Origin of the sequence: Photobacterium kagoshimensis, from assembly GCF_050337045.1 — a bacterium.
Classification (GTDB): Bacteria; Pseudomonadota; Gammaproteobacteria; order Enterobacterales; family Vibrionaceae; genus Photobacterium; species Photobacterium kagoshimensis.
Window position 1 is genome coordinate 137,681 of record NZ_JAKJSO010000010.1, and the last position, 15,042, is coordinate 152,722.

Consider the following 15,042-nt stretch of genomic DNA (forward strand, 5'->3'; position numbering starts at 1 on the left):
TAAACATGATCACCAATTTAATCAACCAAGAATTGATTACGCTGGATCTTCAAGCCACTTCAAAAGAAGCGGTATTTAAAGAGCTCATTGACGTTCTTTTTTCACAAGGTCGCATTTCCGACAAAGCGCAATTTTTAGCTGATATTAAAGCGCGTGAAGCACAAGGTAATACCGGTTTTGAAGAAGGTGTCGCCCTTCCCCATGCCAAGAGTTCCGCCGTTATTGCACCTGCCGTGGTTATTGGGGTGAGCAAAACAGGGATTGAATACGGCGCAGAAGATGGGCTGCCATCAAAACTGTTTTTTATGATTGCTTCACCTGATGGCGGTGATAATCATCACATTGAAGTGCTGGCTGAATTGTCGTCAAAACTGATTGAAGACGGTTTTATCGACCGCTTCATCAATGCCACTTCTAACAAAGAGGCTTTACAACTACTACTAGAAAAACCACAGCCTGTCGAAACCCCAACCTCAATTCAAAAACAAGGCTTTGTGATTGGGGTAACAGGTTGCCCTGCTGGTGTTGCTCATACCTACCTAGCAGCAGAAGCCTTAGAAAAAGGGGCCAAGGTTTTAGGTTACGACATCAAAGTTGAAACCAACGGCTCAATCGGGGTTAAGAACAGCCCAACATCAGAAGAGATTGAACGTGCCGATGCCATTATTGTAGCTTGTGACAAACAAGTCGATTTAACCCGATTTGCAGGCAAACGCTTAATCCAAACCAATGTAAAAGCCCCGATACGTGATGCTCAAGGTTTAATTACCCAAGCACTTACCGCACCTGCTTATGAAGCCGAATCGACAACATCTGCTTCCGATAAAACCTCAATCTCCAGTAAAGCCTCTGAAGCACGTTCCGATCTTTACCGCTACTTAATGAACGGTGTCTCGCACATGATCCCATTTGTTGTAACGGGTGGTTTGTTGATCGCACTGGCGTTAGCCATTGGCGGCGAGCCATCAGAAGCTGGCATGGCGATTCCAGCTGGCAGTATGTGGAATCAGATCTTAGATGTCGGTGTCGTGGCATTCACTCTAATGATCCCAATCCTTGCAGGTTACATCGCCTATGCGATTGCGGATCGCCCTGCGCTTGCTCCAGGTTTGATTGGTGGCTGGATTGCTAACAATGGTTCTTTCTACGGTGCTGAGGCGGGCACAGGCTTTATCGGCGCTATCGTCGCGGGTCTGTTAGTCGGCTACTTCGTGAAGTTTATTGTTTCCATTAACTACCACAAGTTTATCCAACCCCTTGTTCCTATCATGATTGCGCCGATTACAGGCTCACTCTTCATTGCAGGTTTGTTCATCTTTGTTATTGGCGCCCCTATCGCGGATTTAATGACAGGTCTTACTGCGCTACTCACAAGCATGAGTACAGGCAACGTAGTGTTACTTGGCATTGTACTTGGTGGTATGGCTGGCTTTGATATGGGTGGTCCATTCAACAAAGTCGCCTTCTTGTTCTCTGTGGGCATGATTGCCAGCGGCCAAACCCAATTCATGGGCGCAATGGCATGTGCCATTCCTGTTGCACCGCTTGGTATGGCGCTAGCTACAGCGCTAGGCCGTAAGTTCGAACTGTTTGAATCATCAGAAATTGAAGCAGGTAAAGCGGCGGGCGCCATGGGCTTAGTGGGTATTTCTGAAGGTGCGATTCCATTCGCAGCACAAGACCCTCTTTCAGTTATTCCCGCGAACGTCCTTGGTTCTATGACTGCTGCTGTAATGGCGTTCTCATTCGGCATCACTAATAGCGTGGCACACGGTGGACCTGTCGTTGCCTTGCTTGGTGCGATGAACCATCCACTGCTGGCCCTGATTTGTATGGCTGCTGGCGCAATCGTAACAGCACTGACTTGTGTCGCATTGAAAAAAATGCGCAAAGCAAAGCTCATCGCAGTTACCGCCTAGAACCTTACTCCAAGTAACTCATCAATGGCTTGAGCTGATGTGCTCAAGCCAATTTCATATTTCTCTGAATTTTCATGGTGATTCTGATGTCTGATCTTCTCGCCACTGCGGCTGCTTCCACACAAGCTATAAACCCAGCAACAATGACACCTGCAACAGCGCAACTTGCCCAACAACAGCAAATGATGATGCAACTCGCGCTCATTCCTACACTAATGCGTAAATTCTACCCAATGACGAATGTGATTCAACACTACGCATGGGGCAGTACATCATCCATTAATCAGCTTTTTGATATAAAAAACCCAAGCGCAGAACCCCAAGCCGAAGTATGGATGGGGGCACACCCTAATGGTTGCTCGACAGTCGGCTATGGTGAGCACGCGACCAAGCTTTCAACGCTGATCGATTGTAACCACACGTTGTTTTTAAGTGAGCAGGTCGCTAACCGTTTTGGTGAACTGCCCTATCTGTTTAAAATTCTAGCCGCAGAAAAAGCCTTATCTATCCAAGTACACCCTAACAAAGCACAAGCTGAACGAGGCTTTGCTGTAGAGCAACAACAAGGTATTCCACTGGATGCGGCTAATCGCAATTATAAAGATCCGAATCATAAACCCGAATTGGTTTACGCCTTAACCCCATATCAAGCAATGAATGGCTTTAGATCAATCGATCAGATAATTGCCAACTTTAATCAGCTTGCGATCCCCGAGATCAAAGCATGGTTAGATGAATTCAAAGCCAATCTAACCCCTCAAGGGCTCGCGACTTTCTTTGCTGCTTTGCTGTCGATGACAGGCCAACAAAAAAATCAGGCGCTTGCCAAACTGAGTCACTATGCCAATGAATATGCCAAGAAATATGCCAATCAATCAGATGACCCACTGTTTACTTTGATTACAGATCTTGAACATCAGTATCCTGGCGATGTCGGCTTATTTGCACCATTACTACTTAATGTGATTACGCTGCAACCTGGGCAAGCCATGTTCTTAGATGCCGAAACCCCTCACGCTTATATTAAAGGGACAGGGCTCGAGATTATGGCGAACTCAGATAACGTATTACGAGCAGGTCTGACGCCTAAATTCATGGATATCGACGAGCTGGTCGCCTGTACCCGCTTTGATGAAAAACCCTTTGATAGCTTATTGCTGCAACCCAATAAATCGGATGATATTTGGGACTACCCTATCCCTGTTGATGATTTCAAGTTTTCCATTATTCAACATTCGCACCAAAGGATAATGTACACACATAGTGCTGAGATTTTACTGCCACTCGACCAAAGTATGACGCTCACCCACCAAGACGGTGAATCTTGTGTGATTGAAAAAGGCCAATCCGTGTTTATTCCTGCTTATGCACAAAGCTACCAAATTGAATGTGCAGGTCGTATCGCCCGCGCTTATAGCTAAACATGGTTTATAGGTCTAATTACGACTAAAAATAGCCACTCCCTAACAACGCCTCGCTTGTGCGAGGCTTTTTTATTGAAGCGTTTAATTCAAGTCATTACTTAATTAAATGAGTAAGCCGAATTAATGTGATCTAGTCGAAGTAATATTAATGACGTTAGTCACACTTAAAATAGGGTGATACAAAAGTATAGTTGATGGTCTTTTTTTACTATTTCTGATTTTCTTATATTCCATTAATTTAACTGTATTACTTCAACACCTCTCGAGTTCAAAAATGATCACCAAACTAACTAACGTTAATCTTATTAAAAAAGAATTATCAGCAAACACTAAAAAAGAAGTATTTGCCGAGCTTGCTCAAATGCTGCTTGATGATAACCGGATCAGTAGCAAAGAAAGCTTTTTAGATGACGTTGAAACTCGCGAAGCCGTCAGCGTCACATCAACCGATGGCATTGCTTACCCACACTCAAAAAGCAAAGCAGTAATCGAGCCTGCAATCGCAGTCGGTGTAAAGGCTGGCGGCATTGATTACGGCGATGAAGACGGTATCAAAGCGAGCGTGTTCTTTATGATTGCATCACCTGATAACGGTGCTGACCACCATATTTACGTTCTTCAAGAATTATTCGGAAAATTCAGTGAAGAGTTTATTGAAGATATCCATAACGCAAAAGATGAACAGCAAATTCTAACTATTTTAATTAATTCATAAGGCGCAATAATCATGAGTACAATAACAGCTCAAGCTCCTAGTAATAATAGTGATTTTAAAAAGACATTAAGTATCCTAAAAGGTCACCTTTTATTTGGCACATCTCACATGCTACCTTTTATTGTAGCGGGTGGTGTTTTACTTGCACTCGCAGTAATGGCCTCAGGTAAAGGTGCGGTTCCAGCTGATGGTTTATTGGCCGACATTTCTAATATTGGCATTAAAGGTTTAGTTTTATTCCCAATTATTTTGGGTGGCTTCATTGGCTACTCAATTGCCGATAAACCTGCGCTTGCGCCTGCCATGATTTCTTCAGGTATTATGGCTGATATGGGCGGTGGCTTCCTTGGTTGTATCGTGGCAGGTTTTATCGCTGGTGGTGTTGTATTCCAACTGAAGAAAATCCCACTGTCAGCCAATATGACCGCGCTAGGTGCGTACTTTATTTACCCTCTGCTTGGCACGCTGATTTCTGCTGGTGTTGTTCTTTGGGGCATCGGTGAGCCAATCAAACTCTTTATGGCATCGATGAACGAATTCCTAGCATCTATGGCTGGCGCATCAAAAATCGTTCTAGGTACTATTTTAGGTGGCATGACGGCCTTTGATATGGGTGGTCCAATTAACAAAGTCGCAACCCTATTTGCTCAAACGCAAGTCGATACTCAACCTTGGCTAATGGGTGGTGTGGGCATTGCAATCTGTACTCCACCACTGGGTATGGCGCTTGCTACCTTCATGTTCAAAAAGAAATTTACCAAACAAGAGCAAGAAGCTGGTAAAGCCGCAGCAATCATGGGCTCTATCGGTATCTCTGAAGGTGCAATCCCATTCGCAGCGAACGACCCAATGCGTGTGCTGCCATCTATTGTCGCGGGTGGTATCGTAGGTTGTGTGTTTGGCTTCCTAACCGATGTACTACTACACGCGCCTTGGGGCGGCTTAATCACAGCGCCTGTTTCTAGCAACATTCCAATGTATGTTGTCGGTATCGCACTCGGTTCATTAACAACTGCACTTATCGTTGGCTTCTGGAAGCCCGTTGCGCAAGAAGAAGCGGAAGATGAACTGGCTCAAAACACAGCACCAGTACAAGTAGCACCAGTTGCAGGTGAAGGCGAATACAATGTTGTTGCAGTCACCTGTTGTCCTTCTGGCGTAGCACACACCTTCATGGCGGCAAAAGCACTGGAAAAAGCAGGCGCAGCAGCTGGCATCAAGATCAAGGTTGAAACTCAAGGTCAGAATGGTATTCAAAACCGCATTACTGACTTAGATGTTGCTAACGCAAGGCTTGTTATCTTAGCGCACGACATCCAAGTTAAAGACGCACACCGCTTTGCAAACGCTAACGTCTTCGAATGTTCAACCAAAGAAGCAATGAAACAAGCAGCAACACTGATCCAAGGATAATACGGCTTTACGCTAGTAATTACTTACAAAGTCATTTACTCGCAAAACTTGTTCAAACGATACCCTGAGTGTATAAAACTAAGTGTGGAGAATAAGATTCCCCCATATTCTCTCAAAAAAGGCGCTGAGTAATCAGCGCCTTTTCATATCTGCCATTCACACTTACCGGGGGGAATATAATCAAAACGCCCCTTGCCATCATAACAACAAAGCATATTTTTGACCCTAGTCATAACCCTATCGCATCAGGCATTTACAATCCCTTTTCGTTATTTACAGTTCAAACATTAAGGGAATTTATGCGTTCTAATAGAAAATTGATCGGCTTATGCTTAATTTCATCAATCGGGTTAAATGGCTGCGGAAGTGATAGCGATAACTCTGAGAGTAGCAATCAATCTGAACCCAGTAATCTTTACCCGCACATTAAGGTTCAAACTGATCGCTCTGCGATGAATGCAACCAGCCATTGTTTTAATGAGAACGCAAAATTTCGTACCGACCATTTCATTATTGGTAAAAAAGGTAATATCAGTGATGATAAGTTACAAGAAATCGCTCGAGTTGCACAAAATACGTTCAATGTAGACTTAGCGAATTACAGCTGGAATACATGGGCAGATATTAACGTTGATTACACCCATCCATTAGAAGTTTGTGTCATTGCCACTGAAGGCTCAAATGGTGCAGGTAACGAGTTAGGTTTTGTTATTGGCCCTAATCGTTCAGGTGAAAACTTAGATAACCTGATCAAGCACGAACTCAAACACACTTATCAAGCACGCTTGATCGGCCCCACTGGTCTAAATGATTCTCACACTTGGTTCGCTGAAGCTGTCGCAACCGCACTTTCGACTAATGAGACCGCTAGCGATAGCCAACTCAATGCGTTTATTACACAAACAGGTATGACACCAACTCAAGTCACTCATGATGGGTTGCAACAGGCCGTCAATTTAAAACTCACTGACGCAAGCAGTGAATATGGCGCATACAATATGGTACTGCGTTACCTCAATACGCAAGGGGCTCGCACACAAGATTTTTGGCAGGTTTTTAAGGTCATAAATCAAATTGAACAAAGCTGTAAAACTGCTCACCAAAAAGCAATTGACAATGGTGAAATGGTGAACCCTATCGATCCACAATCGACCTCATGCAGTGGCAAAAGCGATACTTACCAATCAGGTGCAACAAAATGGCGCGGACACATTATTTCAGGCTCTATAGACGATCATATTGCACCAAACACAGAGCCCGGTATCTCTAAATTCCAAGCGGCATTTGATTATGTCATGCAACCTTATAGCGTTACTTACGATAGTATTGATGATAATACAGCGTTTCGAAATACTGTAATTAACGGTATGTAATCTCTCATCCATTCTAATATAAAAAACAGAATCAAACTTCCTCACGTATTGCTTATACACAGCAAAACGTGAGGGAATAATTAAGATCATGGTTTAATTTACTCATTAATAGCATGAACGAAGTAAGTGCTGACTATTTTATTCACCTTGGGGTATAAAAATAAGTGATACTCATCAAATTAAAATCAGATAAAAGACGATAAGCTTATAAATAATAAAAACGGGCATCTCACCACTGTTCAATAATCACTCACACCCATGATGCGGCATCAGTTTTTCGCCAAAGAATATAAACTTAGCTGCACATTAAATGCGTAATTTCACTTTTCATTTTTTAATAAGTTTAAATAATACAGATCAATAAAAGGCGCAATTGTCACTTTTATTAATAATCAATCATTTACACATACCCTTGCCGAATACATTATTGCGCCTTTATCTCTACAGAGGGTAATAGGATCTCAGTCCTTGATAGAACATAATGTGGAAAACAATTAATAATAAAAGCATCGGCTTCCAATTAAAGCTGGTGATTAGCGTATTACTTATAATCGCTTTTTCTTCCGTAGCTGCGATTGTTTATCGTAATTCTGCAGATATCTTGCTAGAAGAAACACTACAAGAGCAACAATCTAAACTGGAAGCCATGGCTGAAAGTATTGCGGGACAATTTAATATTTATTTAGAAAGTGCCAAAGAACTGGAAAGTGCATTTCGTCTCGGTTATATGCACGGTCTTAAAATTGAAAACAATACCGTCAACTTTGCTGGACAGTCCGTACAAAATGTCACTCTGAATGGTAAATCAATGATCAACGATACTGAAGTCGTTGACCGTTTTACTCAAAATACAACCGCTATCGCAACCCTCTTTGTAGCATCAGGTAACGATTTTGTACGCGTAGCGACATCACTAAAAAACAATAGCGGACAACGCGCTCTTGGCAGTAAGTTAGGGCTAAACCACCCTGGCTATAACAAGCTGATGAACGGCCAACCTTACTATGCCAAGGTTGTGTTATTTGGCCACGATTACCTTACCTATTACTCTCCAATTAAAGATACAAATGGACAGGTTGTTGCTATTTCCTTTATTGGACTTTCTATTGAAGAAGCTTCCAAAGCCGTATTTTCGAGCGTGAGTAATGTTCGTTGGGGTGATACTGGCTACACCATAGTGATTGATAATGACAAAAGTAACCTAGGTGTATATCTGTACCACCCAGAGAAAAAGCAGAAAGGTGAATCGATTCTTAATGTTGCCGACTACAACGGTAACAAACCTTTTGCTCAACTCTTCGAATCCACAAGTGGCTTAATCAAGTATCCATTTGAATATAATGGCGTTGTCGGTGAAAAATACCTTGTTTATACCGAAGTTCCAGGCTGGAATTGGAAGCTACTCGGTGGCACATTCATTCAAGAAGTAACCAAAGGTAGTCAGCAATTACTGACTATTATTGTTATTGTCGCACTTGTTGCTGGCATCATTACCTTTGTTATTTTGGGGCTTTATCTAAACAGAATGACTACACCTCTAACCACGCTCGCAGGCTATATGGATCGCTTAGGCCAAGGTGAAATCACCCTGTCTATGGAGCAAGGTAATATCCACTCTGGCAATGAAATCGAACGCCTTACAGGTGGCGTCCATAATATGGCCGCCAAATTAAATGAACTGGTTGGCTCAATTCGCAATACCAGCGAATCAGTTCAAGGCCAAGCAACCAGTGTTTCTGACGATGCGCAACGCAGTCTAAGTCAATCCGATATTCAGCAAGAACAAGTAGAGCAAGTTGTTACCGCTATCGAAGAGATGGCGTCATCTGCGAAATCAGTGGCTGAACAAGTTGAATCCATTGCTGAAAGCGTCCGTTCTGCTAATGAGGATAGCGCTTCGGGTTCAGAGTTAGTTTCACAAGTTAGCGTTGAAGTCGCAGAGTTAAATGATCAGTTAAGACAGTCGGCAGACGCTATTGATAGAGTTAGTCATGAGAGCGATAACATTCAGTCAGTGACTCGCATGATCGATGAAATTGCTGAACAAACAAACTTATTAGCATTGAATGCAGCAATTGAAGCAGCACGAGCAGGCGAGCAAGGTCGAGGTTTTGCCGTGGTCGCCGATGAGGTTCGGACACTGGCGCATCGCACACAAGAATCAGTGAAAGAAGTGGTGGGTATTATTGAACAACTACGCGGCTGTACGAGCAGTGCCGTCACCATGATGTCGGAGAGCCAGAAGAAAGGGAAGCTAGTCACAGAGCAAGCAACCCAAGCCGGTTTAGCGTTAGAAGGGATTACGACTCAGGTGACGTCTATTGCAGCCCAATCAGAAGTCATAGCTGCTACTTCAGAAGAGCAAGCGCAGGTCTCACAAGAAATTGCCACCAATGCAACGGAGATCAGTAACCTGAACCGTCAAGGGCGCGATATTGCCGCTCAAACATCGCAAAGTGCTAATAACCTGCAAGGGTTGTCGAAGGAACTTCAACAACAAGTTGACTACTTCCACTAGCATCAGCGTGCTTTAGCACAAAGAAAGCATCAAAGACAAAAAACAAGGAGAGGCGTTTACCTCTCCTTTTGTCTCTCGCTTGTTTATATAAATTTGGCATCCGCTCTGTTAGCTTGATCCAGCAAGGCTGGATAGCGCATCGAAAAAGTATTATAAGAACTTCTCGATAAGCACTTCGTCAACATACTCACCGCGAACTTTGGCATGCTGCTTTGCCGTCCCTATCACTTCAAAGCCTTGACTAAGGTAGGCAGCCAAAGCACGCTCATTATCACGACGAACGTAAGCAAAAAGCTTTCTGTATCCCTTCTCTTTTGCCACTTCAAATGTCGCTTGGAACATCGACTTAGCAATACCTTGGCGATGAAAATCACTGCTCACAAACGTACCAATAATACCAACATGATCAAAGGCACGTGTATAATCTGCAAACGGCTCTACAGGTTGAAACCCTGCAATCACACCACTTTCAACATGCTCTGCAACCGTAAAAATACCGCGTTCTGGAAAGCTATGGATAAACGCTTTTTCTTCTTCGGCAGTAAAGGTGGTGTCTAATACAGTATATAAGCCCTCCTCAACAATCGGGTTGAGCACCTGGGTGATACCTTCAGCATCATCTAAACATACGTTTCTTATAGTAAAAGTCATTTTTAAGCGTCTTTATTACTTTCATTTTTATTATCAGAACAGCATCTTACGAAACTTTGTCGCTGAAATCATTACGATTAATAAGAGGGACGTAGACAAAAGACCTTAACTACTAATTTGAGTCAATCAGTGATCACATGCAGCTGAAGTTAACATCACAGCAGTAAAATCAAAAAAGCCTTCCTACCGAGCGTAAAGGTAGAAAGACTTTATAAGTAGCATATAAATCTAGTGTGCGGCTTAATTTAAGCCCTTACTTTTGAACCATGATTTCTAAAATCTGAACATCGGTTTGTGTCATTGCGCCATTGGCTAATGCGGATAAATTACGAATCGTCGCATCCACATCATTATCAACGATGCCTTCCTCGCCTGTGACACGAATACCATCAAGGGCCATCATTGCCGCTTTAATAGCAGCACTGGCTGAAGACGATACTTTCATTGCACAACTGGTTTTCGCACCATCGCAGATAATACCGGTAATATCACCAATCATATTACAGATAGCTGCACTAATATGTGCAAACTGACCACCAAGCAACCATGTCATACCCGCCACTGCGCCCATGGATGCCGTTGTCGCCCCACACAGTGCCGACAATTTGTTTTGATGGCTCTTAATATAAATCGCCATTAAGTGTGACAGCATCAATGCGCGGATCATGGTTTCGCGATCAGCCTTTAAGTGCTCTGCGACAACAACAACAGGCATAGTCGCCGCAATACCTTGGTTACCCGAACCAGAGTTGCTCATCGCAGGCTTCATCGCACCATCCATGCGCGCATCGGAAGCTGCAGCCGTACGGCGCATAATGTCAGTCAGCAAATCTTTACTTAGCAAACCACGATCGATGTTACGCTGAAAAGTTGCACCAATTTGCAGGCCGTATTTACCCGTCAGCCCTTCTAGCGATAAAGCGTCATTAAGTTGATAAGCTTGCTCGATGAATGCAATGTCCTCTAGCGGTGCAGTCGTTGCAAACTCATAAACATCAAGTGCTGTGGCATCGGTAAATGGTGAAGTATCTTGCTGTGTTTTGTCACTCGATTGAGCGGGTTCAGCGGTGTAAATAATGGTATTGTTTTGTTGAATCTCAATAACTTGGGTATGTGCATCTGCAATCGTGACAGAAACCGATTGTTCATTAACAAATAACGTAACTTGCGCATAAAGAATATGAGCTACCGCCGCAACACCCACAGAAACACGCTGATCATCAAGTAGTACTTTTGCTTTAGCAACATCATCCAGAGTGATTGATTTCAGCACTTCAAGACCTGCATCAGGATCACCCGCTAGTGCGCCAACAGCTGCAGCAATCGGTAGCCCTACCATGCCCGTACCTGGAACACCGACACCCATACCATTTTTCATTAGGTTAGGTGAAACCAAAACTTCAATCCGTAATTGCGCATTACGTGCTTCATTTTGAAGCGGGTCTAAATCGGCAAGGCGACGCATCGCAATGGCTGCCCCTAACGCAACAGAAACAGGTTCAGTACAACCGAGAGCAGGGACCACTTCTTTCTTAACGATATTAGTAAAACCATTCCACAAATGCTTGTTCACGTTATTCACCACTAGAGTATGCGAAAGGCAGTACTCACTGCCTAAGTGCTTATTTGAAAAGGCATTCATGCCCTTAGTTATTATGTGGATAAATATAACGCTAACTTCATAAAAAAGGTTTTCTTTATGAGATATAAAACAACCTCTTTATGGTAAATATTTCTTCAAAAAATGGATTAAAGAGAAATAAATTCTAAATATGACAGGCATCACAAAACAACAGCCTACTAAGTTAAGTCAAAAAGCTACATGTTAGTTGCAAACTTAGCATAATAAGTTAGTTGAAATGTTAGTATTAACACCAACGCCTTACTTGCTGGCAGTAGTCAGAAAAAGCATCCCCAAATTTCAACTTAAGCGCCTCTTCTTCAGGCTCAATTTGAAAATGATTCATGTAGCTAATAAAAATGATGATCATCACGACTGACGATAGCGCACCTAAATAAAACCATGCGGCAGTCAAAAAAAACACCAGCCCTAAATACATAGGATTACGTGAATACTGGTAAATGCCACCAGTCACTAAACTTGATGCGTTGTTGGGTTTGTGTGGGTTGACGGTTGTACGCACACGAGAAAATGAAAGCACGCCAGATAATCCCAATAATGCACCAAGCAAGCACAATACAAGCACTACCGCTTGCTGCCCCCAAAAAGAGAATGTCCATATTGGCCAATGTTGCGCCAATAAATACATGCAACCAAAGGTCATCATCATTAATAACGGTGGCGGTAACTTTAAATACATACTCTTTTTCTACCCAAATCGGATTTAACTGAAAAACACAACTGACAAACTTCACAAAAATGCTTAAAATTGCCCACTAATCAAATGATAGGTGAATACATGAAAATTTGTGCTGTTGAGTTACGTAGCAATGAAGCTATTATCTGCATGTTAAACAAAAATAGTGGCATGATTGATATCCCTGATTGCCGAACTCAAAAGTTCATCATCAAGGATTCATTGGATAACCAAGAAATGCGTGACTTCCAATTCGCATTTAAAAAACTACTAGACGACTACCAAGTTGACCAAGTTGTTATCCGTACCCGTGAAACACGCGGTAAGTTTGCAGGTAGCGCGATTGGCTTTAAGCTTGAATCAGCAATCCAACTTATCGATGGCCTTGATGTTCAGTTCATTAGCACTGCAGAGATCAAACAATCGCTAAAGCGTAACCCACTTGCGATTGATTTCCGTAGCACTGGCCTACGTCAATTCCAAGAAGCTGCATTCACAACAGCTTTTGCACAATTGAGCTAATTGCTGGCAAAGATCAAACGACAGAGTTAGCTGGTCACTTCACCAACGAACTCTGTATGTGAGATACAAATAAAGCGAAGCACTGTTCTTACAGGCTTCGCTTTATTTTTGCCTAAGCCATAACTTTACCTAACTCATAATATGAAACAGATAATGTTATAAACTGCCGTATCAATATTAACGACCGTAAGTCGACACTATGTACTGCTCAAAGTCATGGCACATCACACCATCAGACTGACTGTTATCCGCTAGCTTCGTCGCACCATCCACGATAGAAATCGTGGCATTTAATGGCGAAATATCAACGCGGCGACGATCAGCTAACGCAGCAATTTTTTGTTTTTCAAGCGCCCATGCTTGTTCTTTCGATAAGTTACACTCATCAGCCAGGTACTTGGCATTAAACCCTTCACCCGTTAAGCGCATAATGGTGCCATTATGATTAACACTGTTACCAGCATGCCAGTAGTGTTCAGCCAGTAATGGGCCGATTTCTGGGTTATCCGTTAGGTAACCGAATTTCTCGGTGAAGTAAGCACGAGTTTGAAATACTGCCATATGCGCTAACAAGTAGCCTTGGTATGAACATGCTGCTTCATCTGACAATAGGTGCGGGATAGCCAATAACGGACGTGGACTGCACGCAAGTCCTAAAATCTTACGCTCCATGTCACGGGCAAGCTGTGTAACATTTTTCGGTGTTAATTGCTCTTCAGACAATTGATACAGCGCACGCTCAAAATACGGCACAACCAAAATGCTGCGCTCAATATAAGATCGGAACGGCTGGCGGCTATCCACCAAGGCTTTAATAACCTCATCAGGTACTGGCTGGCCTTCTGCATCCAATGCATATTGTTTAAGCCAATCGGCATCTTCAAGCAAGCTGTCACAGAACATAGATTGTGTTTCTGCATACGCCATAGATGTAGGGGCAAACTCTTGTGAAAAACACGGTGAGTTCATTTTAACGTTGGCAAAGTGCGCAGCATGCCCCCCTTCATGGAATAAGGTATTGATGCCATCGTAACCGCTACCCACTTGATCAGGCTTAGCGTTACTGGTGAAGTTTACTTTGGCTGGGATCCAGCTTTCCTGGTCATAAAATGAAGGTACAGGACCATGGCAGAAACCATTTTGATACTTACCCTTACGATCCAGTAAATCTAACGTAAGCTCAGCGCCTGAGTAATCAATATTCAAGCGCCCAAAAGATTCCACCCAGCGACGCAGTGATTGTGAAAAAGGAACATAAGCATCCAAGTCTCGCATTGCATCACCCGAGAAGGAATACACGAAGTTGTGACCCTGTAACGCGTATTCACCTAGGTTTTTCGCTAATTCATCTAAGCTCGATTGGTTACTTGCACGTGTTCGAGTTTCAAAATCGTCAAGGATCACAAACAGCTCTTTAGCCGTCATTTGTTCCGTTTTTACTACCGAGAAATCAAAGAAGTTGTCATAACCCAGTGAGCGTGCAAATTTGTTACGCAGCTTCACCAAATCTAAGAAGCCATTGGTTAGTAGCCATTGTTCCAAATCCAGTAAGGCCTGATGCGATGATTGACGGACACCTTCATCACCACTGTTGCGAATATTCGCCCCTAACACAGGTAATGACCCTTCTGCTTGCTGACCATTTTCATCGACATAACTCATAGCATGATTTTGTTTTTTCTCAAACAAATCAGCTTCAAACTTAATGATGTCAGCTTTTAAGACTTGCGCTTGCTGTGACTCAAGCGCATGCGATTCAAAGGTTGCCAACCACCCTTTCAACCCCGTGATTGTTTGTTCACGTTCTTTGCTATCAGTAATCGCATCTGCAGCAGCTAATTGTGCTTTTACTTCAGCAATTTTTCCTGCGTCACTGATAAAGTTTGTCCATGCCGTTTGGGCTTTTGCCGATCCATCATGATCATCACTGGTTCCCATGTAGGTTTCCCAAAAAAAATCTTCTTTCTCACGGTGAACGGTTAGATATGCTTGGTTTAATGTATTGAGGTAGGCTGTTGCGGTCATGCTCGTCCCTTATTATGACTATCTAGGCTAGTACGACATAAGCCTAGCAAATAAATCCCTTATAATTCACTGTTTTTTTAGCACAGTAAGCAAGATAACGCTTTCTATTCTTGATGATATTGCCACATAGCATCGCATTTTTTGAATCGGCAGTACTTACGCCC

The 15,042-nt window shown here is 43.0% G+C and carries 11 protein-coding genes; 7 read left to right on the top strand and 4 right to left on the bottom strand.

All coding sequences use genetic code 11. The features are described from left to right. Positions 1-5: 5 nt before the first annotated feature. The 6 genes from L4C35_RS06295 to L4C35_RS06320 all read left to right on the top strand — a co-directional run bounded on the left by L4C35_RS06295 (position 6) and on the right by L4C35_RS06320 (position 9,362). The gene (locus tag L4C35_RS06295; protein WP_428462074.1) at positions 6-1,919 is read left to right on the top strand and encodes a PTS fructose transporter subunit IIABC; all 1,914 of its coding nucleotides are present in this window, start codon (positions 6-8) and stop codon (positions 1,917-1,919) included. 182 nt (positions 1,920-2,101) lie between these two features. Beyond that, a complete protein-coding gene (manA, locus tag L4C35_RS06300) occupies positions 2,102-3,340 on the top strand; it encodes a mannose-6-phosphate isomerase, class I (protein WP_428462336.1) in 1,239 nt (412 codons plus the stop codon). Positions 3,341-3,617: 277 nt separating this feature from the next. Then, complete coding sequence (locus L4C35_RS06305) at positions 3,618-4,058, top strand: PTS sugar transporter subunit IIA (protein WP_428462075.1); 441 nt, start codon at positions 3,618-3,620, stop codon at positions 4,056-4,058. Positions 4,059-4,070: 12 nt separating this feature from the next. Further along, on the top strand, positions 4,071-5,471 hold the full coding sequence (locus L4C35_RS06310) for a PTS fructose transporter subunit IIBC (protein ID WP_428462076.1): 1,401 nt from the start codon (positions 4,071-4,073) through the stop codon (positions 5,469-5,471). Between the two features lie 299 nt (positions 5,472-5,770). Next, on the top strand, positions 5,771-6,844 hold the full coding sequence (locus tag L4C35_RS06315; protein ID WP_428462077.1) for a hypothetical protein: 1,074 nt from the start codon (positions 5,771-5,773) through the stop codon (positions 6,842-6,844). 481 nt (positions 6,845-7,325) lie between these two features. Continuing rightward, the gene (locus L4C35_RS06320; RefSeq protein ID WP_428462078.1) at positions 7,326-9,362 is read left to right on the top strand and encodes a methyl-accepting chemotaxis protein; all 2,037 of its coding nucleotides are present in this window, start codon (positions 7,326-7,328) and stop codon (positions 9,360-9,362) included. Between the two features lie 150 nt (positions 9,363-9,512). On the opposite strand, the gene L4C35_RS06325 is transcribed toward L4C35_RS06320, so the two are convergent. The 3 genes from L4C35_RS06325 to L4C35_RS06335 form a co-directional block, all read right to left on the bottom strand. After that, positions 9,513-10,013 (bottom strand): GNAT family N-acetyltransferase, encoded by a 501-nt coding sequence (locus L4C35_RS06325; protein ID WP_428462079.1) that lies wholly within the window; start codon positions 10,011-10,013, stop codon positions 9,513-9,515. A gap of 253 nt (positions 10,014-10,266) precedes the next feature. After that, positions 10,267-11,586, bottom strand: coding sequence for an L-cysteine desulfidase family protein (locus L4C35_RS06330; protein WP_428462080.1), 1,320 nt, complete (start codon positions 11,584-11,586; stop codon positions 10,267-10,269). 295 nt (positions 11,587-11,881) lie between these two features. Then, positions 11,882-12,334, bottom strand: coding sequence for a methyltransferase family protein (locus tag L4C35_RS06335; RefSeq protein ID WP_428462081.1), 453 nt, complete (start codon positions 12,332-12,334; stop codon positions 11,882-11,884). Positions 12,335-12,433: 99 nt separating this feature from the next. On the opposite strand from L4C35_RS06335, the gene L4C35_RS06340 reads away from it, so the two are divergent. Continuing rightward, positions 12,434-12,853, top strand: a complete 420-nt coding sequence (locus tag L4C35_RS06340; RefSeq protein WP_428462082.1) for a DUF3010 family protein — start codon at positions 12,434-12,436, stop codon at positions 12,851-12,853. 177 nt (positions 12,854-13,030) lie between these two features. Here the strand turns inward: L4C35_RS06340 and L4C35_RS06345 are convergent, their stop codons facing one another. Next, positions 13,031-14,878 (bottom strand): M3 family metallopeptidase, encoded by a 1,848-nt coding sequence (locus tag L4C35_RS06345; RefSeq protein ID WP_428462083.1) that lies wholly within the window; start codon positions 14,876-14,878, stop codon positions 13,031-13,033. Positions 14,879-15,042: the final 164 nt, after the last annotated feature.

Coding starts and splice junctions, on each gene's coding strand:
- L4C35_RS06310 (WP_428462076.1), top strand. CDS start 4,071: ATGAGTACAATAACAGCTCAAGCTCCTAGTAATAATAGTGATTTTAAA.
- L4C35_RS06320 (WP_428462078.1), top strand. CDS start 7,326: ATGTGGAAAACAATTAATAATAAAAGCATCGGCTTCCAATTAAAGCTG.
- manA (WP_428462336.1), top strand. CDS start 2,102: ATGATGATGCAACTCGCGCTCATTCCTACACTAATGCGTAAATTCTAC.
- L4C35_RS06345 (WP_428462083.1), bottom strand. CDS start 14,878: ATGACCGCAACAGCCTACCTCAATACATTAAACCAAGCATATCTAACC.
- L4C35_RS06335 (WP_428462081.1), bottom strand. CDS start 12,334: ATGTATTTAAAGTTACCGCCACCGTTATTAATGATGATGACCTTTGGT.
- L4C35_RS06295 (WP_428462074.1), top strand. CDS start 6: ATGATCACCAATTTAATCAACCAAGAATTGATTACGCTGGATCTTCAA.
- L4C35_RS06340 (WP_428462082.1), top strand. CDS start 12,434: ATGAAAATTTGTGCTGTTGAGTTACGTAGCAATGAAGCTATTATCTGC.
- L4C35_RS06305 (WP_428462075.1), top strand. CDS start 3,618: ATGATCACCAAACTAACTAACGTTAATCTTATTAAAAAAGAATTATCA.
- L4C35_RS06315 (WP_428462077.1), top strand. CDS start 5,771: ATGCGTTCTAATAGAAAATTGATCGGCTTATGCTTAATTTCATCAATC.
- L4C35_RS06325 (WP_428462079.1), bottom strand. CDS start 10,013: ATGACTTTTACTATAAGAAACGTATGTTTAGATGATGCTGAAGGTATC.